The sequence below is a fragment of the Paenibacillus cisolokensis genome (assembly GCF_018403665.1).
GTDB lineage: Bacteria > Bacillota > Bacilli > Paenibacillales > Paenibacillaceae > Paenibacillus_AH > Paenibacillus_AH cisolokensis.
This window is the reverse complement of record NZ_BOVJ01000063.1, coordinates 1-21,145: the sequence shown is the minus strand read 5'-3', so window position 1 is coordinate 21,145 and position 21,145 is coordinate 1. Positions and strand designations below refer to the sequence as shown.

General features: G+C 61.5%; 18 protein-coding genes and 3 pseudogenes. 4 read left to right on the top strand and 17 right to left on the bottom strand.

The genetic code is table 11. From position 1 onward, the window contains the following. Nucleotides 1-227 precede the first annotated feature (227 nt). The 6 genes from PACILC2_RS09150 to PACILC2_RS09125 form a co-directional block, all read right to left on the bottom strand. Nucleotides 228-1,334 carry a GntR family transcriptional regulator gene (locus tag PACILC2_RS09150; RefSeq protein WP_213528613.1) on the bottom strand — a complete coding sequence of 369 codons (1,107 nt, stop codon included), beginning with the start codon at nucleotides 1,332-1,334 and terminating at the stop codon, nucleotides 228-230. A 76-nt stretch (nucleotides 1,335-1,410) separates the two neighbouring features. Continuing rightward, nucleotides 1,411-2,547: a S1C family serine protease gene (locus PACILC2_RS09145; RefSeq protein ID WP_213528612.1), complete on the bottom strand. Its 1,137-nt coding sequence runs from the start codon at nucleotides 2,545-2,547 to the stop codon at nucleotides 1,411-1,413. 13 nt (nucleotides 2,548-2,560) lie between these two features. Next, complete coding sequence (locus PACILC2_RS09140; RefSeq protein ID WP_213528611.1) at nucleotides 2,561-2,878, bottom strand: FxLYD domain-containing protein; 318 nt, start codon at nucleotides 2,876-2,878, stop codon at nucleotides 2,561-2,563. Then, on the bottom strand, nucleotides 2,851-3,813 hold the full coding sequence (locus PACILC2_RS09135) for a zinc ribbon domain-containing protein (protein WP_213528610.1): 963 nt from the start codon (nucleotides 3,811-3,813) through the stop codon (nucleotides 2,851-2,853). The genes PACILC2_RS09140 and PACILC2_RS09135 overlap by 28 nt, the downstream gene beginning before the upstream one ends. Nucleotides 3,814-3,983: 170 nt before the next feature. After that, nucleotides 3,984-4,865 carry a UTP--glucose-1-phosphate uridylyltransferase GalU gene (gene galU / locus PACILC2_RS09130; RefSeq protein WP_062496085.1) on the bottom strand — a complete coding sequence of 294 codons (882 nt, stop codon included), beginning with the start codon at nucleotides 4,863-4,865 and terminating at the stop codon, nucleotides 3,984-3,986. Further along, nucleotides 4,866-5,420 carry a GtrA family protein gene (locus tag PACILC2_RS09125; RefSeq protein ID WP_235593264.1) on the bottom strand — a complete coding sequence of 185 codons (555 nt, stop codon included), beginning with the start codon at nucleotides 5,418-5,420 and terminating at the stop codon, nucleotides 4,866-4,868. 184 nt (nucleotides 5,421-5,604) lie between these two features. Between PACILC2_RS09125 and PACILC2_RS09120 the strand changes: the two genes are divergently transcribed. The 3 genes and pseudogenes from PACILC2_RS09120 (at nucleotide 5,605) to PACILC2_RS09110 (ending at nucleotide 7,647) form a co-directional block, all read left to right on the top strand. Then, nucleotides 5,605-6,009, top strand: coding sequence for a secondary thiamine-phosphate synthase enzyme YjbQ (locus PACILC2_RS09120; RefSeq protein WP_062496086.1), 405 nt, complete (start codon nucleotides 5,605-5,607; stop codon nucleotides 6,007-6,009). A 202-nt stretch (nucleotides 6,010-6,211) separates the two neighbouring features. Beyond that, nucleotides 6,212-7,152, top strand: a pseudogene (trxB, locus tag PACILC2_RS09115) (thioredoxin-disulfide reductase). 57 nt (nucleotides 7,153-7,209) lie between these two features. Further along, nucleotides 7,210-7,647, top strand: a complete 438-nt coding sequence (locus PACILC2_RS09110) for a Dps family protein (RefSeq protein ID WP_062496090.1) — start codon at nucleotides 7,210-7,212, stop codon at nucleotides 7,645-7,647. Nucleotides 7,648-7,756: 109 nt separating this feature from the next. Here the strand turns inward: PACILC2_RS09110 and PACILC2_RS09105 are convergent, their stop codons facing one another. Beyond that, nucleotides 7,757-8,386 (bottom strand): fumarylacetoacetate hydrolase family protein, encoded by a 630-nt coding sequence (locus PACILC2_RS09105; RefSeq protein WP_062496093.1) that lies wholly within the window; start codon nucleotides 8,384-8,386, stop codon nucleotides 7,757-7,759. An 18-nt stretch (nucleotides 8,387-8,404) separates the two neighbouring features. Further along, nucleotides 8,405-10,350, bottom strand: a pseudogene (locus PACILC2_RS09095) (ABC-F family ATP-binding cassette domain-containing protein). Between the two features lie 207 nt (nucleotides 10,351-10,557). Here PACILC2_RS09095 and PACILC2_RS09090 point away from each other — a divergent pair. After that, nucleotides 10,558-11,295 carry a GGIII-like transmembrane region-containing protein gene (locus tag PACILC2_RS09090; protein WP_213528607.1) on the top strand — a complete coding sequence of 246 codons (738 nt, stop codon included), beginning with the start codon at nucleotides 10,558-10,560 and terminating at the stop codon, nucleotides 11,293-11,295. A gap of 6 nt (nucleotides 11,296-11,301) precedes the next feature. Here PACILC2_RS09090 and PACILC2_RS09085 read toward each other — a convergent pair whose 3' ends face one another. The 9 genes and pseudogenes from PACILC2_RS09085 to PACILC2_RS09045 all read right to left on the bottom strand — a co-directional run bounded on the left by PACILC2_RS09085 (nucleotide 11,302) and on the right by PACILC2_RS09045 (nucleotide 20,978). Continuing rightward, a complete protein-coding gene (locus tag PACILC2_RS09085) occupies nucleotides 11,302-12,612 on the bottom strand; it encodes an amidohydrolase (RefSeq protein ID WP_062496097.1) in 1,311 nt (436 codons plus the stop codon). 67 nt (nucleotides 12,613-12,679) lie between these two features. Continuing rightward, nucleotides 12,680-14,080, bottom strand: a complete 1,401-nt coding sequence (gene fumC, locus PACILC2_RS09080) for a class II fumarate hydratase (protein ID WP_213528606.1) — start codon at nucleotides 14,078-14,080, stop codon at nucleotides 12,680-12,682. A 158-nt stretch (nucleotides 14,081-14,238) separates the two neighbouring features. Further along, a complete protein-coding gene (locus PACILC2_RS09075; protein WP_213528605.1) occupies nucleotides 14,239-14,907 on the bottom strand; it encodes a bifunctional 2-keto-4-hydroxyglutarate aldolase/2-keto-3-deoxy-6-phosphogluconate aldolase in 669 nt (222 codons plus the stop codon). Between the two features lie 169 nt (nucleotides 14,908-15,076). Further along, a complete protein-coding gene (locus tag PACILC2_RS09070) occupies nucleotides 15,077-15,271 on the bottom strand; it encodes a hypothetical protein (protein ID WP_062496104.1) in 195 nt (64 codons plus the stop codon). Between the two features lie 194 nt (nucleotides 15,272-15,465). Further along, nucleotides 15,466-15,678, bottom strand: coding sequence for a hypothetical protein (locus tag PACILC2_RS09065; RefSeq protein WP_062496106.1), 213 nt, complete (start codon nucleotides 15,676-15,678; stop codon nucleotides 15,466-15,468). A 124-nt stretch (nucleotides 15,679-15,802) separates the two neighbouring features. Then, nucleotides 15,803-16,246 (bottom strand): PaaI family thioesterase, encoded by a 444-nt coding sequence (locus PACILC2_RS09060; RefSeq protein WP_213528604.1) that lies wholly within the window; start codon nucleotides 16,244-16,246, stop codon nucleotides 15,803-15,805. A 15-nt stretch (nucleotides 16,247-16,261) separates the two neighbouring features. Then, the gene (locus PACILC2_RS09055; RefSeq protein WP_213528603.1) at nucleotides 16,262-17,968 is read right to left on the bottom strand and encodes a long-chain-fatty-acid--CoA ligase; all 1,707 of its coding nucleotides are present in this window, start codon (nucleotides 17,966-17,968) and stop codon (nucleotides 16,262-16,264) included. 15 nt (nucleotides 17,969-17,983) lie between these two features. Further along, nucleotides 17,984-19,783, bottom strand: coding sequence for an acyl-CoA dehydrogenase FadE (locus PACILC2_RS09050; RefSeq protein WP_213528602.1), 1,800 nt, complete (start codon nucleotides 19,781-19,783; stop codon nucleotides 17,984-17,986). Between the two features lie 29 nt (nucleotides 19,784-19,812). After that, nucleotides 19,813-20,978 (bottom strand): annotated as a pseudogene (locus PACILC2_RS09045) (thiolase family protein). Between the last annotated feature and the right edge of the window lie 167 nt (nucleotides 20,979-21,145).

Sequence of the window (21,145 nt, the reverse complement as noted above, 5' to 3'; positions counted from 1 at the left end):
CCTCCGTTCCTCTCCTCTCCTTGGCGGGTGCCCTCCGCTGCGATCGGGCGGCTTGCGCGCTCCTGCCTCAATCGCGCGCCCTGGCCTACTTGCGCGCATCTGACCTATATGCGTGCTTCTGCCTTACTTGCGCGCTCCTGCCTTACTTATATGCTCTTGCCCTTATTATAAGTTGTACGTACAAGTATGTCATCAACTTTTTTCGGCGGACATGAGAAAAGCCGGCCTCATTCGGCCGGACGTGTTGATCCGCGCACGACGAGCACCGGCTCGTAAACGATATCCTTTTCGGCCCCGGACCGTCCGTCCGGCGCAAGAAGCCGCATCAGCATCCGGACCGCGTCTTCCCCCATCGCCGTCTTCGGATGAACGAGCGTCGTCAGCTTGACCTCGGTCGCGGTCGCGAGCGCGGAGTCGTCGAAGCCGACGATCGACAGATGCTCCGGTACGGACAACCCGTGACCGCGAATCACATCGAGCAGCAAAACCGCCATCTCGTCGTTGTAGCACACGATTGCGGTGGGGCGCTCTTCCGGCGAAAGCGCCAGCATGCGCGCCAGCTCCGCGGCCGGCCCCGTCCGCTTGTCCTCTGTCGCATAGCGGACAAGATGGGCCGGCAACACCGGCAGCCCCCGCTCGCGGTGCGCCCGCAAGAAGCCCCTCATCCGATGGACGCCCTGAAAGTCGTCGGTCTTGAAAAAGCCGGCGATCCGGCGATGGCCGAGTTCGATCAGATGCTCCGCGGCCCGATATCCGCCAAGCTCGTCATCGACTTTGAGGCATGGCGCGTCCAGATCGCTGTACCGCTCGTTCAGCATGACGTATGGAATGCCTTTCGTCTCCAGCGCCATAAAGTAATGGAAATTCGGATTGCCTTCCGCGCTTTTCGTCGGCTCGATCAGCAGACCGGACAGCGGTTCTTTCAGCATCGCTTCCAGACATTCGCGCTCCTTGTCCTTCTCGTTGTCGGTGCTGGCGAGCAGCAGACTCGCACCACGTTCGCGCAGCGCGGATTCGACGCCGCGCACGATCGTCGGGAAGATGTAGTCCGATATATAAGTCGTAATCATGCCGACCACCGGATGGCCGCCTTTACGGCGATCGGCCGCCGGCGAACCCGAAACGAAAGTGCCTTTTCCCTGCTCCCGGTACAGCATCCCTTCCTGTTCCATGTCGCCCAGCGCCTGGCGAACCGTCTGCCGGCTGAGGCCGAATCTCCTGGCAAGCTCGTTTTCCGAAGGCAATCTGTCGTGCGGCCTGAACTGTCCGCCGGTTATCCAAGACATGATTTCCTTCTTCAGCATCATATACTTCGGTATGTCCCGGTCCTTCAACGGTGCACCTCGTTCCTTCGTCAATCTTTGCCCATCCGCATCGCACGGCACAGCTTGTACGTACATGAACCCGCCGCTATTTGTCCATATCGATTGCCCGTCCTTTTCCGTCGAGCAGCTTCAACTGATCGTTCTCGTAGCCGACGCGATACGAAACCTGGTATTTCCGGACCCGCGTCGTCCCTTCGGACCGTTCGTCGGCTGTAATGATCGCCGTGACATCGGCCGTCTCGTTGCCGATCACGTCGACGCGCAAGTTGTCCAGCTTCACATTTTTCGTCTGCAAGTAGCCTTCCCGGAAAGCTTCGTAGGACGTCTTCTCCTTCCATTCGCTCCCGAGCAGCGTATAAGCGTAGACATAGTCTCCGCTGTTCAGACTGTCATAGAAATGTCTGACCAGATACTCCGCCATCTTATCAAGTTGGAATTCGGACCCCTCGTCTGTGCCGATATCGGCGGAAATGCCCGGCAGCTCGGTCATCGGATTGGCGGACCACTCCTCGGCCATGGCGATCACGTTGTCAATCGGCATACTGAAGCCGATCGCGTTTTTCTCGACACCCGCGGAGTTGATGCCGATGACGGAGCCGGTCATCCGGTCTACCAGCGGACCGCCGCTGTTGCCAGGGGCAATCGGAGCGGAAATTTGATACATATCCCGGTAGCGGAACGAGCCGATTTCGAAGTGGCGGCCTACTCCGCTTATAATGCCCGTTGTCACCGTGTTTTGCAACCCGAGCGGACTGCCGACGGCGACCACCTCGTCGCCCACCTCCGCCATGGCGCTTCGCTTCAACGACAGCGGCTCCGTTCCTTCAAGCGCCTTCACCCGCACCACCGCGATATCGGTATCGGTTCCGATCCCGATTACCTCGCCCCGAAGTTCGCGGGCATCCGCCGTCTTTACTTTGACCGTCCGGCTGCCTGCCACGACATGCGCGTTCGTCAGCACATCCCCCTGCCAATTGTACAGAAAACCCGACCCCTGGGAGCCTGTCGGCGTTTCGATCATGACGACCTGCTTTTGCGTTTCGAATATAATGTCCTTTATCGTTTTCCCCGCTTGCTTCTCGCCTGCCGTTCCGACCGCCGCCAGCAGCGGTCTCCCGTCCAGTCCGGCGGGAACGGCCTCTCCCAGCGTCCAGGCGGCCCATCCTCCTCCTGCCGCGATAAGCAGACTGGCAGCGAGCGCAGCCCACCATTCTCGCTTCACAACGGTCTTCCTCCTAATCCAAATACCATGTGATACGGTCGATCTTGACCGTTACTTCGGCATATACGCCGAACGCTTTGTCTTCAAAGGTCATCGTTTCTCCCGGCTCGATATATTCCGGCGTCGTGCCGACTTTGCCGGAACCGACGATCCGGCCTTCATCGTCGCAAAGCGAATATTCGACGAACACCGAATAGATGGCCCGAGTCGCCGTATTTTTCAATTCCCCGTGGACCTGAACGTCGCCGTACGGATCGAGCTTGGCCTGGAAGCTGACGACTTCGACGGCGGCCGTCTCGTTTTTCAAATCTTCTTCGGCCGCTTTCTGCATCGCTTCCTCGATTCGCTGCCGCTCGGTTTCTTCGTACAGCCTTTTTCCTCTTCGATACGCTGTTTCAGCTCGGTCAGCTTCGGGCTGTCGGACACATGGCGCTGCCCTTCTTCGACCGCTTGCGCCGCATCGCGAAACGCCTTTTTATGCAGCAGTTCCTCCGCATTCTTGATCGTGACGGCCACAATTTTGCTTTCAATCTGGTGGCGGAGCTCCTCCGCTTCCTTGCCGTTCAGGTTCAAGGTCAGGTTCAGCTTCTCCGTCAGCTCTTCCATCGTATCCAGTTCGTCCAGCTCCGCCTTCACCTTCATGACCGTCAACATCACCTGCCGGTCCTTCAATTGCTGGCGAATCGGATCGAAAACGGGCTCGGTGCGAAGCTTCAGCCCCTCTTCCACGTTAATAAGGGCCTGTTCCGCCGCGGTCAGCTCCCGCTTCTGCATCCGTGCCGCGACACTGTTGAGCGCCGCTTCCAGCTCCGCCGCTTTTTCCGCAATCTCCAAATCGGTGCGGGCCGCCTCGTAGCCGGGCCGGACCGCAAGCGCATTGCGCAGCAGCGCGATCGCTTGCCCGTAGCGGCCGGCGAGCGCTTCGTCGGCCGCTTCCCGATGCAAGGAGAGCGCCTCCGCATTTACGTTCATTTCATACCGGTAGTAGGAATATAAGCCGGCGCCCACGGCGAGCAGCAGCAGCAGCGGGACAAGCATCGCCAGCATGACGGACCGGCGCCCGGACGAACCGGCCCGCTCCCGCTCTCCGATTCGCTCCAGCCCCGCCGCCGTCTCGCGCAACGCGCTGTCCGGTACTCCTATATCCCAGCCGCCCTCGGAACCGTACGCCGGGGTCGGCCGAAGCCGGCTGCCGCATCTGCTGCAATATATGGCATCCTCTGCCGTCTGCTCGCTTCCGCATTGCCGACATTGCAGTACTTTCATATCGGGCTACAACCTCTCCATATCCATTAACTACTCTATCATATCGGAAAATACGCCGAACCTCTACCCGTGAACCCGGTACAACCGGCGTTTTCTTCACGAGAAAAAACCGCCATGACTGCAAATCTTTGGCGGCTTTGGTCGGCGATGATGAGGAATCGTATAAAAAGTTACCGGGGCAACGGCTGCAGCCGTTCCAGCAAATAACGCCGGACGTCCTCGCCGAGATCTTCCCGTTCCAGCGCCATATCGATCGTCGCTTGTACGAACCCGAGCTTGTCGCCGACATCGTAACGGCGTCCCGTGAACCGGTAAGCGGAAATCGGCCGTTCACGGTTCAGCCGCTGCAAGCCGTCGGTCAGCTGAATTTCCCCGCCCTTGCCGGGTTCCGCCTGCTCAAGGATTTGGAAAATGGCAGGGTCCAACACATAGCGTCCGACGACGGCCAGATTGGACGGCGCCTGGCCGGGAGCCGGCTTCTCCACCAATTCCCTGACAAACGGATGCGTGCCGTTGTCGGCCAGATCGACGATGCCGTATTTATGCGTCTGGTCCCACGGCACTTCCATAACGGCGACGACGGACGACCGGCGTTCCTCGTAAATCTCGATCATCTCCCGCAGACAAGGCGGATCGGACATCAAAATATCGTCGCCGAGCAGCACCGCGAACGGCTCGTCGCCGATAAAGCTGCGGGCGCATAGTACGGCGTGCCCGAGTCCGAGCGGCTCGCGCTGGCGAACATAGCAAATATCCGCCAATTGGGAGATGCCGCGCACCAGCGAGAGCAGTTCTTCATTGCCGCGCGCTTCCAGTTCTCCTTCCAGCTCGACGGACTTGTCGAAATGATCCTCGATCGCCCGTTTGTGGCGGCCGCTGACGATCATAATGCTCTCGATGCCCGAGGCAACCGCTTCTTCGACAATATATTGAATGGCCGGCTTATCAATGAGCGGCAGCATTTCTTTGGGCTGCGCTTTGGTCGCCGGCAAAAAACGCGTGCCGAGTCCCCCTGCCGGAATAATAGCTTTGCGAATACGCGTATGTTTCACTTACGATTCTCTCCTTTCCATGGTAACGACAGACGACGGGCGAAAAACCCAAAAACGGTTCCCGGCATAATTGACGGCGAGCGACGATACGACAGACAACGCTTTGGACCAGCCTATGGAAAAGCCTGCCAATTCATACGCGGCCGAAAGCGCCGCAATCGATACGCCGTACGACATTCCGTTAACGAGCAGGAAGGACAACCACTCGCGCGCATTCCCGCGCTTGCGGCTTTTGAAGGTCCATCGCTTGTTCCATATGTAGCTGTTCAGCATGCCCGCGCCGTAAGCGGCCGTCTGCGCAGCCGCATAAGGCGCCCCGCCCCATGCGTACAGAAGCGCGAACACCACCGCATCGACGGCTGTGTTCAGCACGCCCACTGCGCCAAAGCGGATCATCGTCCCGGCTGTACCGCTTTTCGCCGCACCGGTTTCCGGCGGGTTGGCCGCCGACGGGCCGGCTTTCGTCGGATCGGATGCCGACGGGCCGGCTACCGTCACGGGCGGGTCCGAAACGGCGCCTTTCGCCGCTTGACGATTTTCCGTGTCGGACGACATGACCGATTCTCCTTCACTGCCTAAATTATTCTGACCTGTATATTATAACCCGTATAGGCTCGTTTGCCCAATAAGCGAATAAGCGCCGGGCCGTTTGACAGCACCGCCGGGATCATGCAAAATTTGGGATAACTCCGGTACGTCCGGCACGATCGCATTTGCGCAGGAAAGGAGCATTCGCTATATGTTGATTACCGAACAACTGCGGACAACGCGGCGCGACGACATGATCGACATTACGCGTACCGTGGCGGCTGCCGTCGCCAAAGCGGGCGTTGAAGAAGGCATCGCCGTCGTCTACTGCCCCCATACGACCGCAGGCATTACGATTCAAGAGAACGCCGATCCCGACGTCAAGCACGACATCCTGATGCGCCTCGACGAAGTATATCCGTGGGAGCATCCGCGATACCGGCACGCCGAAGGCAACACCGCATCCCATCTGAAAGCATTGACCGCCGGCGCCAGCCAGACGGTCATCATCAGCGGCGGCAGACTGCTGCTCGGCCGATGGCAGGGCCTGTACTTCTGCGAATTCGACGGCCCCCGCAACCGTACCTATTATATCAAGCTTGTCCGGACGTCCTAGAACCGGGATGAACCAGCGACGGCAGCCGCGACGGCCGGCATTCGTTTCCCGTATCGGACGCGGAGGCGATGCCGGTTTTGTTGCGATCGCGGCGCGCGTGAAGCGGTAAATGAATTTGCGTAAAAGGTATTGACAAAATTTTTTATTTATAATAATTTTAATTTAGTACTTATTATTGAATCTGAAACAGAGGTGGACTGTCATGCACAAAACGATCATCGTCGGGACCGGTCCGGCCGGTCTCACCGCCGCCATTTATTTGGCCCGCGCCAATCTGGCCCCGCTCGTGCTGGAAGGACCTCAGCCGGGGGGACAGTTGACGACGACGACCGAGGTCGAGAACTTCCCCGGATTTCCCGACGGCATTATGGGACCGGATTTGATGAACAACATGCGGCGGCAGGCCGAACGGTTCGGCGCCGTGTTCAAGACCGGCTGGGTGAACAGCATCGAACTGGGACAGCGTCCGTTCGTCCTGGATGTGGAGGGAATCGGACGGCTGGAAGCGGAAACCGTCATTCTGTCCACCGGAGCGTCGGCCAAATACCTCGGCATTCCCGGCGAGAAGGAGAATGTCGGACGGGGCGTCAGCACCTGCGCGACTTGCGACGGCTTCTTCTTCCGCGGCAAACGGATCATCGTGATCGGCGGCGGCGATTCGGCGATGGAGGAAGCGGCATTCCTTACCCGCTTCGCATCGGAGGTGCGCGTCGTCCACCGGCGGGAAGAACTGCGGGCATCCAAAATTATGCAGGAGCGCGCGCGTGCGAACGACAAAATCGTCTGGAGCCTGAACCGGACGCCGCTTGAAGTGGTCACAGGCGACCATGGCGTAACGGGATTGAAAGTGCTGAACAACAGCACCGGCGAAGAGGAGCTGCTGGAGGCGGACGGCATTTTTGTCGCGATCGGCCATACGCCGAACACCGGATTTTGAACGGGCAGATCGATACGGACGAGCAAGGCTACATCCGGGTCGTTCCCGGCACTTCGCAGACGAATGTTCCCGGCGTATTCGCTTGCGGCGACGTGCAGGACCGGCATTACCGCCAGGCGATTACAGCGGCGGGAAGCGGCTGTATGGCGGCACTCGATTGCGAGCGTTACCTGGAGTCGCTCGAGCACGAATCCGTCACGGCGTAAAGGCGCGCCCTGCGCACAGGCCATCGTTATACGATAATAAAAGGAGGAGAAACCGTTATGACAACCATTCATGAAGCGTTGAACCGGCAAATTGCCAACTGGAGCGTATTATACATCAAGCTGCACCATTATCACTGGTATGTGAAAGGCCCGCAGTTTTTCACGCTGCACGCCAAGTTTCAAGAGCTGTATGAGGAGGCCGCTCTTCGCGTCGACGAACTGGCCGAACGGCTGATTGCCATCGGCGGCCGTCCGGTGTCGCGGATGAAACAGTTTCTTGAGACCGCAACCGTGAAGGAAGCGGAAGGGAACGAGACGGCCGAGCAAATGGTCGATGCGCTTATCGCCGACTACTCGCTTATGATCGGCGAGCTGCAGGACGCGACGGCGATCGCCGAGCGCCAGGGCGACGAGCGGACAGCCGACATGCTTGTCGACATCCAGAAAGGGCTGGAGAACCATGTCTGGATGCTGAAGGCGTTCAACGGCCGGTAAAGGCCGATTATATAGATTCAGAAGCGGATCGCTGCGGCGCTTGACGCCGCGCCGGTCCGCTTCTTTGCATTTCAGAAGGTAAAGCCGTTGACGTTTTATCCAGCAGGCATTACACCAGCCTGATCCGGCAGCTGCCGGCCGGCTTGCCGTCCCACAGCGCCTCCAGCGTATCGCCGTCCTGCAAGGCGGCGACGCCTGCCGGCGTTCCGGTAAAGATCAGATCTCCGGGGCCGAGTCCGAAACGTTCGCCGATATGGGCGATAAGCGCCGGAATCGGAAACAGCATATCCCGCGGGTTGCCCCGTTGCGCCTCTTCTCCGTTGCGCAGCAAAACGAACTCGCGTTTCGCAAGCTCGGCCTCTCCGGGATACGGAAGCCAGCCGGTCAACGGCGCCGATCCGCGGAATCCTTTGGCGTCGAGCCAGGGATGGCCCTTCTCCTTGAGCGCGCTCTGCACATCGCGCAGCGTCAGATCGAGTCCGAGCGCCATCGCATCGACGCACCGGTCCGCATCCGCCCCCGGTTCCCAGCGGCTGCCGATCCGCAGCACGATCTCCAGCTCGAAGTGGACGGCGCCGCGGCCGCCGGGCAGCTTCACCGTTCCGCCGTCCATCGGCACGACCGCGTGGGACGGCTTCGTAAACACCATCGGCTCTTCCGGCACCGCATTGCCGAGCTCCAGCGCATGCAGCCGGTAATTGCGTCCGATGCAATAGATGTTGCGAATATTCAAATCCATTGTCATCTGCTCCTTCTGTTAACGGTTTTGCTCCGCTGTTTCCCCGGCGGCGATCCGCTCCGCCAATTCGTTCAAATAAGTCCACCGCTCGATCAGCGCATCGAGCCGGGCCTCCAGCTCGTTCTGCTCCCGGAGCAGCTCCTGCAGCCGGACAGCGTCGCTGCCTGCTTCCTCCATCGCTTCGTTTACGAGCCGCAGCTTCTCCTCGGCTTCTGCGATCCACCCGTCGATCCGTTCAAATTCCTGCTGCTCCTTGTACGACATGCGCAGCCGCCGGGCGCCCGGCGCCGCGCCGGAGGACGATGGCGCCGGCTCGCGCTTGCGGCCGCCGGAAACGTCCGCTTGCCCGCGTTCCGTTTCCTTCTCCTGACGTCCGGACCGCTCCGCATAATCGGAATAATTCCCTTCGTGCCGGGAGATCGAGCCGTCCCCTTCGAATACGAGCAGCCGGTCGACCGTCCGGTCCAAAAATAGCGGTCGTGCGAAACGATCAGCGCGACGCCGGGGAAATCGTCCAGATAGTCCTCCAGCACCGACAGCGTGGCGATGTCCAGATCGTTCGTCGGCTCGTCCAGCAGCAACACGTTCGGAGCGTCCATCAGCACCCGGAGCAATTGCAGACGGCGCTTCTCGCCGCCGGACAATCTGCTGATCGGCGTCCATTGCATGGCGGGCGGAAAAAGGAAGCGTTCCAGCATTTGCGAAGCCGATACGGTCGAACCGTCCGCGATCCGCACTTGCTCGGCGGCTTCGCGGATATATTCGATGACGCGCAGCGATTCGTCCATCTCCTCTCGCTCCTGGGAGAACCAGCCGATGCGCACCGTCGGGCCGATCGTCACTTCCCCTTCATCCGGCTGCAGACGGCCGGCGATCAGCTTGAGCAGCGTCGACTTGCCGCTGCCGTTGGCGCCGATAATGCCGATCCGCTCCTCCGGTACGACAATGCAGCTGAAATCGCGGAACAGCGTCCGCCCGCCATAGCGTTTGCCGACGCGATCCAGCTCGATAACCTTCTTCCCGAGCCGGGCCGAAGCGACGGAAAGGTCCAGCTTGCCCCCGGCCCGTGGCGCCTCCTGCGCCTTCAGCGCCTCGAACCGGGCTATGCGCGCCTTCTGCTTCGTCGTTCGCGCCTTCGCGCCGCGCCGAATCCATGCCAGCTCACTTCGCATAAGCGACTGCCGCTTCGCCTCCGCCGCCTCCTCCCGCTCCTCGCGCGCCAGCTTCTGCTCCAGAAAACCGCTGTATGAGGCCGTATAAAAATAGGAGCGTCCCTTGTCCAGCTCCAGAATCCGGTTCGTCACCCGATCGAGAAAATACCGGTCGTGCGTCACCATCAGCAGCGCCCCTTTGCGCTTGCGGAGCACGCTCTCCAGCCAGGCGACCGACTCATTGTCGATATGGTTCGTCGGCTCGTCGAGAATCAGCACGTCGGACGGCTGCAGCAGCGCCGCCGCCATCGCCGCCCGCCGCCGCTGGCCGCCGGACAACTCCCCCAGCTTTGCACCGTACTGGCGCAGACCGAGCTTCGAGAGCGCTGTTCGAGCCTCATGCTCCAGCTGCCAGGCGTCAAGCGCGTCCATCGCTTCCGCGGCCCGCAGCACGCGGCGCTGCAGCTCTTCGTCGGACGGCTGCAGCGCCAGCGCCGCCGTCGCCTCGGCATGCTCGCGCACCGCCCGCAGCTGCGGCGAATCGCCGGCCAGCACATAATCCAGCACCGTCATCCCGTCGTCGAACGACGGATCCTGCGGCAGCATGCGCACCGTGACGCGCCCGGGAATGACGACCTGACCGCCGTCGGCCGGCTCCTCTCCCGCGATAATGCGCAGCAGCGTCGACTTGCCGGTGCCGTTAATGCCGATAATCCCGATGCGGTCGCCTTCCGCGACACCGAACGAGACGTCCCGGAACAGCGTTTTATCCCCGTAGCTCTTCGTGACTTGTTCAACGGACAACAGATGCATAACAGCAGGCACCTTCGCTTTCTGTTTCGTATCGCTATCCGTATCATACCATACGAACGGGCTGCGGGCATGGCCGGCGACCAACGGCGTCAGGGGCTTTTCGTTGCGTTATGGGCGGATCAAGGCTAAACTAATTTTTGCATCATGCAATGATAATTGCGCAATTCTCGGCTTGAAGACATAAGCTTAAGGCAGGTGGAGCTTCCCATGAAACGACAGGCGCCCATTCGCCTGCTGCTGTGCGCTGCGCTGCTGTCGGTCATCGCGGCGCTGTCCGGATGCGCTTCGGGCGAGGCGCATGTAACGGTTAATCTCGACGGGTCGGCCGATTTGAAAGTGAAGACGGAAATCGCCCCCGCCGTTCTCCGGACCGTCGGGCAGGAAGATTTGCCGATGCGGCTGGCGGAGCGGCTGAAGCGCTGGAACATGACGGTCGGGGAGCCGGAAACGGAAGGAATGGCAGGGTTTACGGCCAGCCGCCATTTTACGAGGGAAGAATTGAGCGGGAACGGCGAATTTCCGGCCGTTCCCGGCCTTCGTGTCGACCATTCAACCGAAAAGCGGCTGTTTACGGTCAAACACCGGATTCGGATCGAAGCGGATCCGCTGGAATGGGTGCCGGAGACCGCGCGCCGGCAGCTTGAAGAACGGCTCGGCTTGCTGCAATCCGCTGCCCGCACCCTGGCGGAGCGCCAGCTTTCCCTCCGCGTCGCGGTCACGCTGCCGATCCGATGGTCGGATCATAACGCCGATCAGGTTGCCGACGGAGGCCGAACGATCAGCTGGCAGCTATCGCTATTCGAGCCGAATGTGCTGGAGATGGAGGCGGCCGTTCCGCGCGCCGGCGTGATAGCGGCTGCCGGCGGCGGATTGCTGCTCCTTCTCATCGCCGGCATCGTCGTTTTCTTCCGCAGACGGAAGAAGCGCAGCCAGCGGATCGGCTAGACGGCCTCAGACACCTTCCACGATGCGCGCGGCGCGGACGGCAGCTTCCGCAAGCAGCTTCTCCTCGTCGATCGTCAGCAGCCGGCGCGACCGCATAAGCGGCACGCCGTCGACGAATACGCTGTCCACGTCGCCGCCCGCCGCGGCGTATGCGATAACCGCTTCCGGATCATGAAGCGGCTGCAGATGAGGCTGCCGCAGGTCGATCAGCAGCAGGTCGGCCTTCTTCCCCGCTTCCAGCGTCCCGACCTCCGAGTCGATGCCGAGCAGCCGGGCGCTGCCCGCCGTCGCCATACGCAGCGCCCGCCCCGCCGGCAGTGCGGTCGGGTCCTGAGCCGCAAGCTTCTGCAGCCAGGCCGCGGCCCTGATCTCCGCGAACATATCGAGCGTCGTCGCGCTGCCCGCGCCGTCGGTCCCGATGCCGACGGCCACCCCTTGCTCCATCAGGGCGGCGACCGGCGCAATGCCGCATCCGAGCTTCGCATTGCTGACCGGATTATGAGCCGCCCCGCCCCGCATACCGCGCAGCAGACGGATGTCGGATGCCGACAGATGAACCGCATGCGCGAGCAGCACATGCGCTTCGTCGAACAGCCCGAGGTCATGCAAATATTCCGTCGGCGTCTTGCCGTAACGTTCCCGTATGATCGCGGTTTCCTCGACCGTCTCGGCCAGGTGGATATGAATCGGAATCCGCTTGCGGCCGGCTTCACCGATCAGTTCCTTGAGAGGCTCCGGCGGGCAAAGATACGGCGAATGGGGACCGAGCATCGTCGTGATGCGCCCGTTCGCTTGGCCCGACCATCGCTCGATCAAATCCCAGCCCTCCGCGAGCCGCTTGCCGCCGTCATCCTCCGCCAATGCGAGGCCGCGCGCAAGTGAAGCCCGCATGCCCGTCTCCGCAACTGCCGTCGCAATCTGTTCCATATGAATGTACATATCGGCGAACGCGGTCGTTCCCGAGCGGATCATCTCCGCCATCGCCAGTTGCGCGCCCCAGTAGATATCTTCTTCGGTCATCCGGGCTTCTGCCGGAAACATTTTGCGCTCCAGCCAATCCATCAGCTTCAGATCGTCGGAGAAGGCCCGCAGCAGAGTCATCGGACTGTGCTGATGCGCATTGATCAGCCCCGGCATCGCCGCCATCCCTTCACCGGATATGATTTCGTCACCGGGGTGTTGCGAAGTGACACTTGGTCCTACCGAAGCGATACGGCTTCCTTCCAGCACAATGTCCCCGCGAAACGGACGGTCCCCTTCCTTCATCGTCATAATGAGGACATTCCGAATGATCGTTCTCGTTTTGGCGCCATGCATCTTCTCATGCTCTCCTCTCGTCATCGTTTCGTTCGAGAAGAGCATAAACGTTGCCGCAGCGTGAAAGTCAAGCGGAGGGGCCGATCATTCGCTCCGGCCGCACGATTTCGTCGAACCGTTCCGCGCTCAGCAAGCCGCTCGCCACGGCAGCCTCCTTCAGCGTCAGGCCTTCGGCATGAGCGCGCTTGGCGATCGCCGCCGCGTTCTCGTACCCGATATGCGGGTTCAGGGCGGTGACCAGCATCAGCGAACGTTCCAGATTGCGCGCGATCGCCTCCTTGTTCGGCCGGATGCCGACGGCGCAGTTGGCGTTGAACGAACGCATCGCGTCCGCCAGCAGACGGGCCGATTGCAGGAACAGATGCGCAATGACCGGTTTGAACACATTGAGCTGAAAATGCCCTTGGCTGGCCGCGAAGCCGATGGCCGCGTCGTTGCCCATAACCTGGCAGACGACCATCGTCAGCGCCTCGCTCTGCGTCGGATTGACTTTGCCCGGCATGATCGAGCTGCCCGGCTCGTTGGCCGGAATGACGATTTCGCCGATTCCGCTGCGCGGGCCGCTGGCCAGCAGTCGAACGTCATTGGCGATCTTCATCAGATCGGCCGCCAGCGCCTTCATCGCGCCGTGAACGAATACGAGCTGATCGTGGCTGGTCAGCGCATGGAACTTGTCCGGGGCGGTAACGAAAGCTTTGCCCGTAAGCGCGCTTACTTCCGCGGCCGCGACAGCGGCAAAATCGGGATGGGCATTCAACCCGGTGCCGACCGCCGTGCCGCCGAGCGCCAACTCCTTCAAGCCTTCGGCCGCCGAGCGGATCATGTCCCCCGTTTTGCTCAGCATTTCGCGCCAGGCGCCGATTTCCTGGCCGAGCGTCAGCGGCGTCGCGTCCTGCAGATGCGTCCGGCCGATCTTGACGACATCCGCAAATTCGCGGGCTTTCGCATCCAGCGTCGACCGAAGCTCTTCCAGCGCCGGAAGCAGCATGTCTTCCACCGCCAGCGTTGCCGCAATATGCATCGCGGTCGGGAACGTGTCGTTGGAGCTTTGCGACCGGTTGACGTCGTCGTTCGGATGGATGCGCAGCGAAGACCCTTGATCGGCCAGCAGCGCGTTGGCGCGATTGGCTATGACTTCGTTGACGTTCATATTCGTCTGCGTACCGCTGCCGGTCTGCCAGACGACGAGCGGGAAGTGGTCGTCGAGCCGTCCATCCGCGATTTCATCCGCCGCGCGGGCGATCGCTTCGGCTTGTTCGGCCCCCAGCACGCCGAGCTTCAAGTTCGCCTGCGCGGCCGCCTTTTTGACCAGCGCCAGCGCTTTTACAATTTCGATCGGCATCCGTTCCGTGCCGATGCGGAAATTTTCGAGGCTGCGCTGCGTTTGCGCGCCCCACCAGCGATCGGCGGGAACCCGCACTTCCCCCATCGTATCCTTCTCGATCCGGTAACCGTTCTGTTCTGCCATCGATAATCTCCTCCTTTTCCTTTTATCCTATTGTTGCCCGAACGGAAGGGGGATTAATTGCGGCAACCGATCATGGCCAAAACGGGACGTCTCCGAGACGTCCCGCTTCCTCTGAGCCGCTGTCCGGCGGCATGCCGCATCCCCGCCGCCTGCGCTTCTCAGCGCCGGACAGCGTTCCGATACGCTTCCATATAAGCGGCGGCTTGCCGCTCGATCAACGTATAGTCGCCGGTTTTCACCGCTTCCTTCGTCAAATCGCTCCCGATGCCGACCGCCACCGCTCCGGCCTGAATCCACTCTTTCAGGTTCGCAAGCGATACGCCGCCCGTCGGCATAATATTCGCTTGCGGCAGCGGCCCCTTGATCGCCGAAATGATGCCGGGCGAGAACGCGTTGCCTGGAAACAGCTTCACGATATCGACGCCGAGCTCCAGCGCGCTCTGAATTTCCCGGATCGTCATGGCTCCCGGCATGACCGGCACGCAATACCGGTTGCACAATTTCACCGTGTCCGGATTGAGCGAAGGCGCTACAACGAATTCGGCACCGGCCATAATGGCCGCCCGCGCGGTCTCCGGATCCAGCACCGTTCCGACGCCGATGATCGCATAGTTCTCGTCATCCGGAGAAGCCGAGCTGGAAAACTCCCCGGCCAGCTGTTCGACCGCCCGCAGCGCGAACGGCACCGTCATCGTAATCTCGATCGCCTTGATCCCGCCTTTGACGGCATGGCGCGCGATCCGCGCGACATCCTCCGGCGAGTCGGCCCGCAGCACCGCCACGACACCCGCATCCGCCACTTTCCGCAATATGTCCGGCTTTTTCATCAATTCGCTTCATCCCTTTGCGCAGTTGTATGATCGTTACTATTGGCGATTATCCGGTGAATTTCCTGCCGAAGAGACAAAAAAATACATGCTGCAAGCTTGTCCGACACAAAATAAGGGCAACCCCTCAGACTGAACGAACTAGCCTGCCGGGGTCACCCGTCTTCAATCACAAGCCGTCGGCTCCGGAATTCATCTTGCCGAGCTCATGCTCCACCAATAGGGTAAGCTCATCCTCGTATCCGCCCGTAATCCGGTACTTGCGGATATAATCGCGAACGAACTTGCGAGGATCCTTGGGCTGAAAAATTCGCGTCAGTTCCTTCAGGCTTTCTTTGACTTCATTCTGGCTATGCTTGGCCATGAAATCTCCTCCCCTATCGTTGGATAGTCGCCCTACAATGGCAGAAGGGCAAGAATATACGCGGCTCAAGACCGCCAATCCCCTTCCGGTCCAGGCAATCCCATGGTGCGCCGAGGTACAAGAATGTTTCAATTTTTCTAACTATTATAACACTTTAAGCTCCACGGGAAAAGAGAACATGAGCGGACGACCGTTCACCGCCGATTTTCGTCCGCTTCGTCGCTCGAATGCGGCTCCGCCCGGACATCCTGTTTTCCAGCCGGGTCCGCAGGTTCTTCCGAATGGGGAAAGGCGGGACCGCCCGTGCCTTTTCGAAACATGCGCAGATAAGCGACCACCCCCAATAACGCCACCGCTATGCCGAAGATCAGCCCGAGCGTCGTCACCCAGCCTTCCACCGCTTCCATAATCCCGCCCCCTTTCCATACAAAAACGGCCCGCCCTCGCCGGGCGAGTCGTTATTTTCCATATATAGGTTATTATATCGAAACAAATGGGGGCAAGCAATGAGATGTCGAGGACTGTCACATTTTATTCTTTTTTCGCCTTTCGCCGAAACGCTCCGGTACCCCAAGCCACCAGTTCCCCGTCGTCGCCGATGACTTTTCCTTGCATGGTCAGCGTCCGGGCCGACCGGTGAATTTGCTCCGCTTCGCAAACCAGGATGCCGCCCCGGCTACTCGTCAAAAAATGGACGCCCAGCTGCGCGGTTACGATTTGGTCGTCCGGATAAGCCATCATGGCCGCAAGCCCCATCGCATTGTCGAGCAAAGAAGCGATGACGCCGCCATGAACGATGCCGATCAGGTTCAGATGCTGCTCCCGTGTTTCCAGACAGATCGTCGCCTTACCGGCTTTTGCCTGCACGATTTCGCAGCCGAGCAGCCCCCAGAACGTCGATTGGGCAGACGCGGCAAGCCTTGTCAGATGGCCCGCCTGATCGGCCTGCTGCACAAACCAGTTTTCGCCAGCCATATGCGGCACGCTCCTTTACGACTCTTCTTCCTCCAGCAGCTTTCGCCGCAGCACCTTGCCCACCATCGATGTAGGCAGCGAGTCGCGAAATTCGTATAGATGGGGCACCTTGTAAGCCGCCAGCCGCTCCCGGCACCACCGGTCAAGTTGGGGACGCGACACCTGCCAGCCGTCCCGCAGCACGATGAACGCTTTGACCGTTTCGCCGCGGTAGGCGTCCTTCACCCCGACGACCGCCGCCTCGCGGACAGCCGGATGCTCATACAGCACTTCCTCCACTTCGCGCGGATACACGTTAAACCCTCCGGCAATGATGACGTCCTTGATCCGGTCAATAATCGTAAAATAACCGTCCGCATCCATCGTCGCCAAGTCGCCCGTATGAAGCCAGCCGCCCTTCAGCGCCAGCGCCGTTTCCTCCGGCCGCTGCCAGTAGCCTTGCATCACCTGGGGACCCTTGACGACGAGCTCGCCGATCTCGCCGGCCGGCACCGGCTCGCCTGTCGCCGGATCGACGACGGCGGCGTCCGTATCGGGGAACGGCACGCCGATCGTCCCGATTTTGCGCAGCCCCCAGATCGGATTGGCATGGGTGACGGGGGACGCTTCGGTCAGCCCGTATCCTTCGATCAGCCGGCCGCCGGTCAGCTTCTCGAACCGTTCCTGCACGTCGAGCGGCAGCGGCGCCGAGCCGCTGATGCATACCTCGATCGACGACAGGTCGGCCGTCCTGGCATCCTGGTGATGATTTAAGGCCACGTACATGGTCGGCGCTCCCGGAAAAATGTTCGGCCGCTTCTGCCTGATCGTCTTGATCACCGCATCCGGTTCAAAGCGCGGCAGCAAAATAAGCAGCCCCGCCCGCAAGACCGAATAGTTCATCAGCACCGTCAGCCCGAAGACATGAAAGAGAGGAAGCGCCGCAAGAAAACGCTCGCTGCCGCCGACCGTCCGGTAGCACCAGGCCGCCGTCTGCACCGTATTGGCAACCAGATTCCGGTGGGTCAGCATAACCCCTTTCGGCCTGCCGGTGGTGCCGCCCGTATATTGCAGCAGCGCCAGATCGGCCGCGGGATCGAGCGGCACTTCCGGCGGCTCGCCCGCAGCGCCGGCCAGCAGCCGGCGGTAAGCATACACGCCCATTCTGCCGTAAGGAATATCGGCGCGGAACCCTTCCTTGCGCTGCTTCAGGGGATAAAGCGCGTTTTTCGGAAACGGCAGCGCATCCTTCAGCGACGTGACGATGACATGTTTAAGCTCGGGCAGCGGACCGGACTCGGGGCGTTCCCCCCGCACCCGGGAGAGCCGCGGATACAGCAGATCAAGGGTAACGATCGCCGACGCTCCGCTGTCGGCCAGTTGGTATTCCAGCTCCCGCTCCATATAGAGCGGGTTCGTCTGGACGACGATGGCGCCGATCGACAGCGCTCCGAAGTAAGCCGTGACGGCCTGCGGGCAGTTCGGCAGCATAATGGCGACGCGGTCGCCCTTGGCGATGCCGAGCGACGAGAGGGCCGCCGCCATCCGGTTGACGTCCGCCAGCAGCCGCCGGTAAGCGGTCTTCTTGCCGAGAAAATAAAGCGCCGGCCGATCGGGGTGCTTCGCGGCGGCATCCCGCAGCAGCTGCGGGATGCCGCAATCGGGATAATCGAGCTCCGGCGGCACTTCCGCCGGATAGTGACGGAGCCAGGGGCGGCGCTGCGGCTGTTCGCTTCGTTCCATCGCGTCCCTCCTCCTCTATACCACGTAGCGTTCGGCGGCAATGACGCGGGCGGCGACGGCCCGTTTCAGCGCGATCGTATCGGCGAGCGGGGCGCGCGTCAGCTTTTTGAGCACCGACAGCTGGACTTGCAGCCCGTCGCCCTGCTCGAGCGCAGCGAGCGTCCGTTTGGCGAGCGATTCTATCCGCTCCATCGCTTCCTGGACGAAGATGGCGCTCATCCGTACGGCGTTGCGGGCGCTGTCCGGCACGCTCCGCTCGTCGTGCGCGCCTCCGGCGCGTTGCAGCATTTTTTCCGTACGCAGCAGCGCGCTCTCCATTGCGTAAATCTGAATCATCATATCCGCCAGCGCGCACAGCACCTCCTGCTCCTGCTCGAGCTGCGGACCGTATTTTTGCACCGCCTGGCCGCCAACGGCCAGAAATATCTTTTTCGCCTGATCGAGCCGGTACTTCTCTTTGCCGAGCAAGCCGTCGAATGCCGGCAGCGGCTGCGGCCGCAGCAATTCCTCTTGCAGGGCGCGCGCTTTGCGCAGCAGCGGCAATTCGCCCTTCAGCACCTTCTTCATCAACGTGCCGGGAATAAGCATCCGGTTAATTTCATTCGTCCCTTCGAAAATGCGGTTAATGCGGGAATCGCGGTAGATCCGCTCGACCTTGTACTCGCGGATATAGCCGTAGCCGCCGTGAATTTGCACCCCTTCGTCAGCCACCTGATCGAGCGCTTCGGAGGCGAACACTTTGATGATCGAGCATTCGAGCGCGTATTCCCCGATCGCTCTTGCCGCCTGCATGCCCGCATCCGGCGCGTCGGGATCGGCGCCGGCGAGCGTCTCGTCGATCAGCCCGGCCGTGCGGTACACCATGCTTTCCAGCACATAGGTGGCGGTGTTCATTTCCGCCAGCTTCGCGCCGATCAGCGGAAAGCTCGATATTTTCTGTCCGAACTGCTTGCGCGTATTGGCATAGGCGGAAGCGAGCGCGATCGTCTCCTTGGCGGTGCCGAGACAGCCCGCGCCGAGCTTGAACCGGCCGATGTTCAAAATGTTGAAGGCGATCAAATGGCCTTTTCCGACTTCGCCGAGCACATTGCCGACCGGCACCCGGACGTCCTCGAAGTAGAGCGGGCAGGTCGACGAGCCCTTGATGCCCATTTTATGCTCCTCAGGTCCGACGCTCAGACCCGGCGACGAGCGCTCGACGATGAACGCGGTAAAATGTTCGCCGTCCACCTTGGCGTACACGATAAACAGATCGGCAAAGCCGGCATTCGTGATGTACAGCTTGGAGCCGTTCAGCACATAATGCGAGCCGTCCGGCGACAGCCGCGCGGTCGTGCGGGCGCCGAGCGCATCCGAGCCCGAGGCCGGTTCGGTCAGACAGTACGCCGCAATTTTCGCCCCTGTCGCCAGCTCGGGAAGATACTTCGCTTTCTGCTCCGGCGTACCGAAGAAGACGATCGGCAGCGTGCCGATGCCGACATGCGCGCCGACGGACAGCGCAAACGACGATGCCGGGGAGAGCGTCTCCGCCAGCAGCGTCGTGCTGACCTTGTCAAGGCCGAGTCCGCCATAAGCTTCCGGCACATCCGCCCCGAGCAGGCCGAGCGTTCCCGCTTTGCGCATGAGCTCCACCGTCAGTTCGTAGTCCAGCCCTTCGATGCGGGCATCGACAGGACGGATCTCGCCTTCCAGAAACGCCCGCGCCGCATCCGCCATCAGAAGCTGCTCCTCTGTAAAATCTTCCGGGGTCACAACCGACGCCGGCGAAACATTCTCGATCGTGAACCAGCCGCCCTTTCGCCCACTATCCTTCATACCGTCCGCTCCTTTCCGTATCGCATGGGCTATGCCTCGACCTCGAACACGCCGGCCGCTCCCATCCCGCCGCCGACGCACATCGATACGACTCCGATTCCGCCGCCGCGCCTGTTCAGCTCATGAACGAGCGATACCGCCAGCTTCGTCCCCGTGCAGCCGAGCGGATGGCCGAGCGCGATCGCCCCGCCGTTGACGTTCACCTTGGCGGGATCGAGCGCGAGCTGCTCGATAACCGCCAGACATTGCGCCGCGAACGCTTCGTTCAGTTCGAACAGATCGATCTGTTCGACCGTCAGTCCCGACCGGCGCAGCGTCAGCGGAATCGCCTTCACCGGCCCGATGCCCATAATTTCGGGCGGAACGCCGACGACGCCGAAGGCGCGGAACACGGCGAGCGGTTTCGCGCCGATCGCGTCCGCCTGCTCGCGGCTCATGACCACGACAGCCGCCGCTCCGTCGCTCATCTGCGACGCATTGCCGGCCGTCACCGTGCCTTCCCGGGCGAAGGCCGGCTTGAGCGCCGCAAGCCGCTCGGGCGTCGTGTCCGGCCGCACCCCTTCGTCGGTATCGAACACGAACTCGCGGGACCATGGCCGGCCGCTGTCGTCCACGCCGGAACGGCGTACGGCAAGCGGCACGATCTCTTCCCGGAATCGTCCCGCTTCAATGGCCGCCGCCGCCCGCCGATGGCTCTCCGCCGCGAACGCATCCTGCGCTTCCCGGGTAACGCCGTAGCGGCGGGCCACCTCTTCGGCCGTATGGCCCATTCCCATGTACGCCTCCGGCATCGTGGCGGCAATGTACGGATGCGGAGACAACTTGAAGCCGGTCATCGGCACATGACTCATGCTCTCCACGCCGCCGGCCACCACCGCGTCCGCATAGCCGAGCCGGATGCGGTCCGCCGCCATGGCGATCGCCTGCAGCCCGGAAGCGCAGAAGCGGTTGACCGTGACGGCCGGCGTCGCGGCGTCCAGCCCGGCATACAGCGCCATGATGCGCGCGAAATTCAGCCCTTGCTCCCCCTCCGGCATGGCGCAGCCGATAATGACGTCTTCGATGTCGCCGGGCCCGAGGCCGGGCACCCGCTCCAAAGCGGCGGCGAGGACGGCGCGGCCGAGATCCTCCGCCCTCGTTTCGGCGAGGCTGCCTTTTTCGCCCGGCCGACAGCGGTGCGGACAGCCGCCACGATGACGGGATCGCGCGGATGCGCGGGGCCGAACGGCCGCTCGCGGCCGCCCGCCCGCGATTGCGATTGAGACGATGCTTCCATAAGCTGATTCCTCCTTTCACGAACTAGCCAGTCGCACGCGCAGGCGACCGGCCGGGGCGCTGCTTGCGCACCTGCAGGGCCCTATC

Coding starts and splice junctions, on each gene's coding strand:
- PACILC2_RS09070 (WP_062496104.1), bottom strand. CDS start 15,271: ATGGCCAAGCATAGCCAGAATGAAGTCAAAGAAAGCCTGAAGGAACTG.
- PACILC2_RS09065 (WP_062496106.1), bottom strand. CDS start 15,678: ATGGAAGCGGTGGAAGGCTGGGTGACGACGCTCGGGCTGATCTTCGGC.
- PACILC2_RS09090 (WP_213528607.1), top strand. CDS start 10,558: ATGAAACGACAGGCGCCCATTCGCCTGCTGCTGTGCGCTGCGCTGCTG.
- PACILC2_RS09125 (WP_235593264.1), bottom strand. CDS start 5,420: ATGTCGTCCGACACGGAAAATCGTCAAGCGGCGAAAGGCGCCGTTTCG.
- PACILC2_RS09110 (WP_062496090.1), top strand. CDS start 7,210: ATGACAACCATTCATGAAGCGTTGAACCGGCAAATTGCCAACTGGAGC.
- PACILC2_RS09055 (WP_213528603.1), bottom strand. CDS start 17,968: ATGGAACGAAGCGAACAGCCGCAGCGCCGCCCCTGGCTCCGTCACTAT.
- fumC (WP_213528606.1), bottom strand. CDS start 14,080: ATGGCAGAACAGAACGGTTACCGGATCGAGAAGGATACGATGGGGGAA.
- PACILC2_RS09105 (WP_062496093.1), bottom strand. CDS start 8,386: ATGGATTTGAATATTCGCAACATCTATTGCATCGGACGCAATTACCGG.
- PACILC2_RS09135 (WP_213528610.1), bottom strand. CDS start 3,813: ATGAAAGTACTGCAATGTCGGCAATGCGGAAGCGAGCAGACGGCAGAG.
- PACILC2_RS09060 (WP_213528604.1), bottom strand. CDS start 16,246: ATGGCTGGCGAAAACTGGTTTGTGCAGCAGGCCGATCAGGCGGGCCAT.
- PACILC2_RS09140 (WP_213528611.1), bottom strand. CDS start 2,878: ATGCAGAAAGCGGCCGAAGAAGATTTGAAAAACGAGACGGCCGCCGTC.
- PACILC2_RS09120 (WP_062496086.1), top strand. CDS start 5,605: ATGTTGATTACCGAACAACTGCGGACAACGCGGCGCGACGACATGATC.
- PACILC2_RS09085 (WP_062496097.1), bottom strand. CDS start 12,612: ATGCATGGCGCCAAAACGAGAACGATCATTCGGAATGTCCTCATTATG.
- PACILC2_RS09050 (WP_213528602.1), bottom strand. CDS start 19,783: ATGAAGGATAGTGGGCGAAAGGGCGGCTGGTTCACGATCGAGAATGTT.
- PACILC2_RS09075 (WP_213528605.1), bottom strand. CDS start 14,907: ATGAAAAAGCCGGACATATTGCGGAAAGTGGCGGATGCGGGTGTCGTG.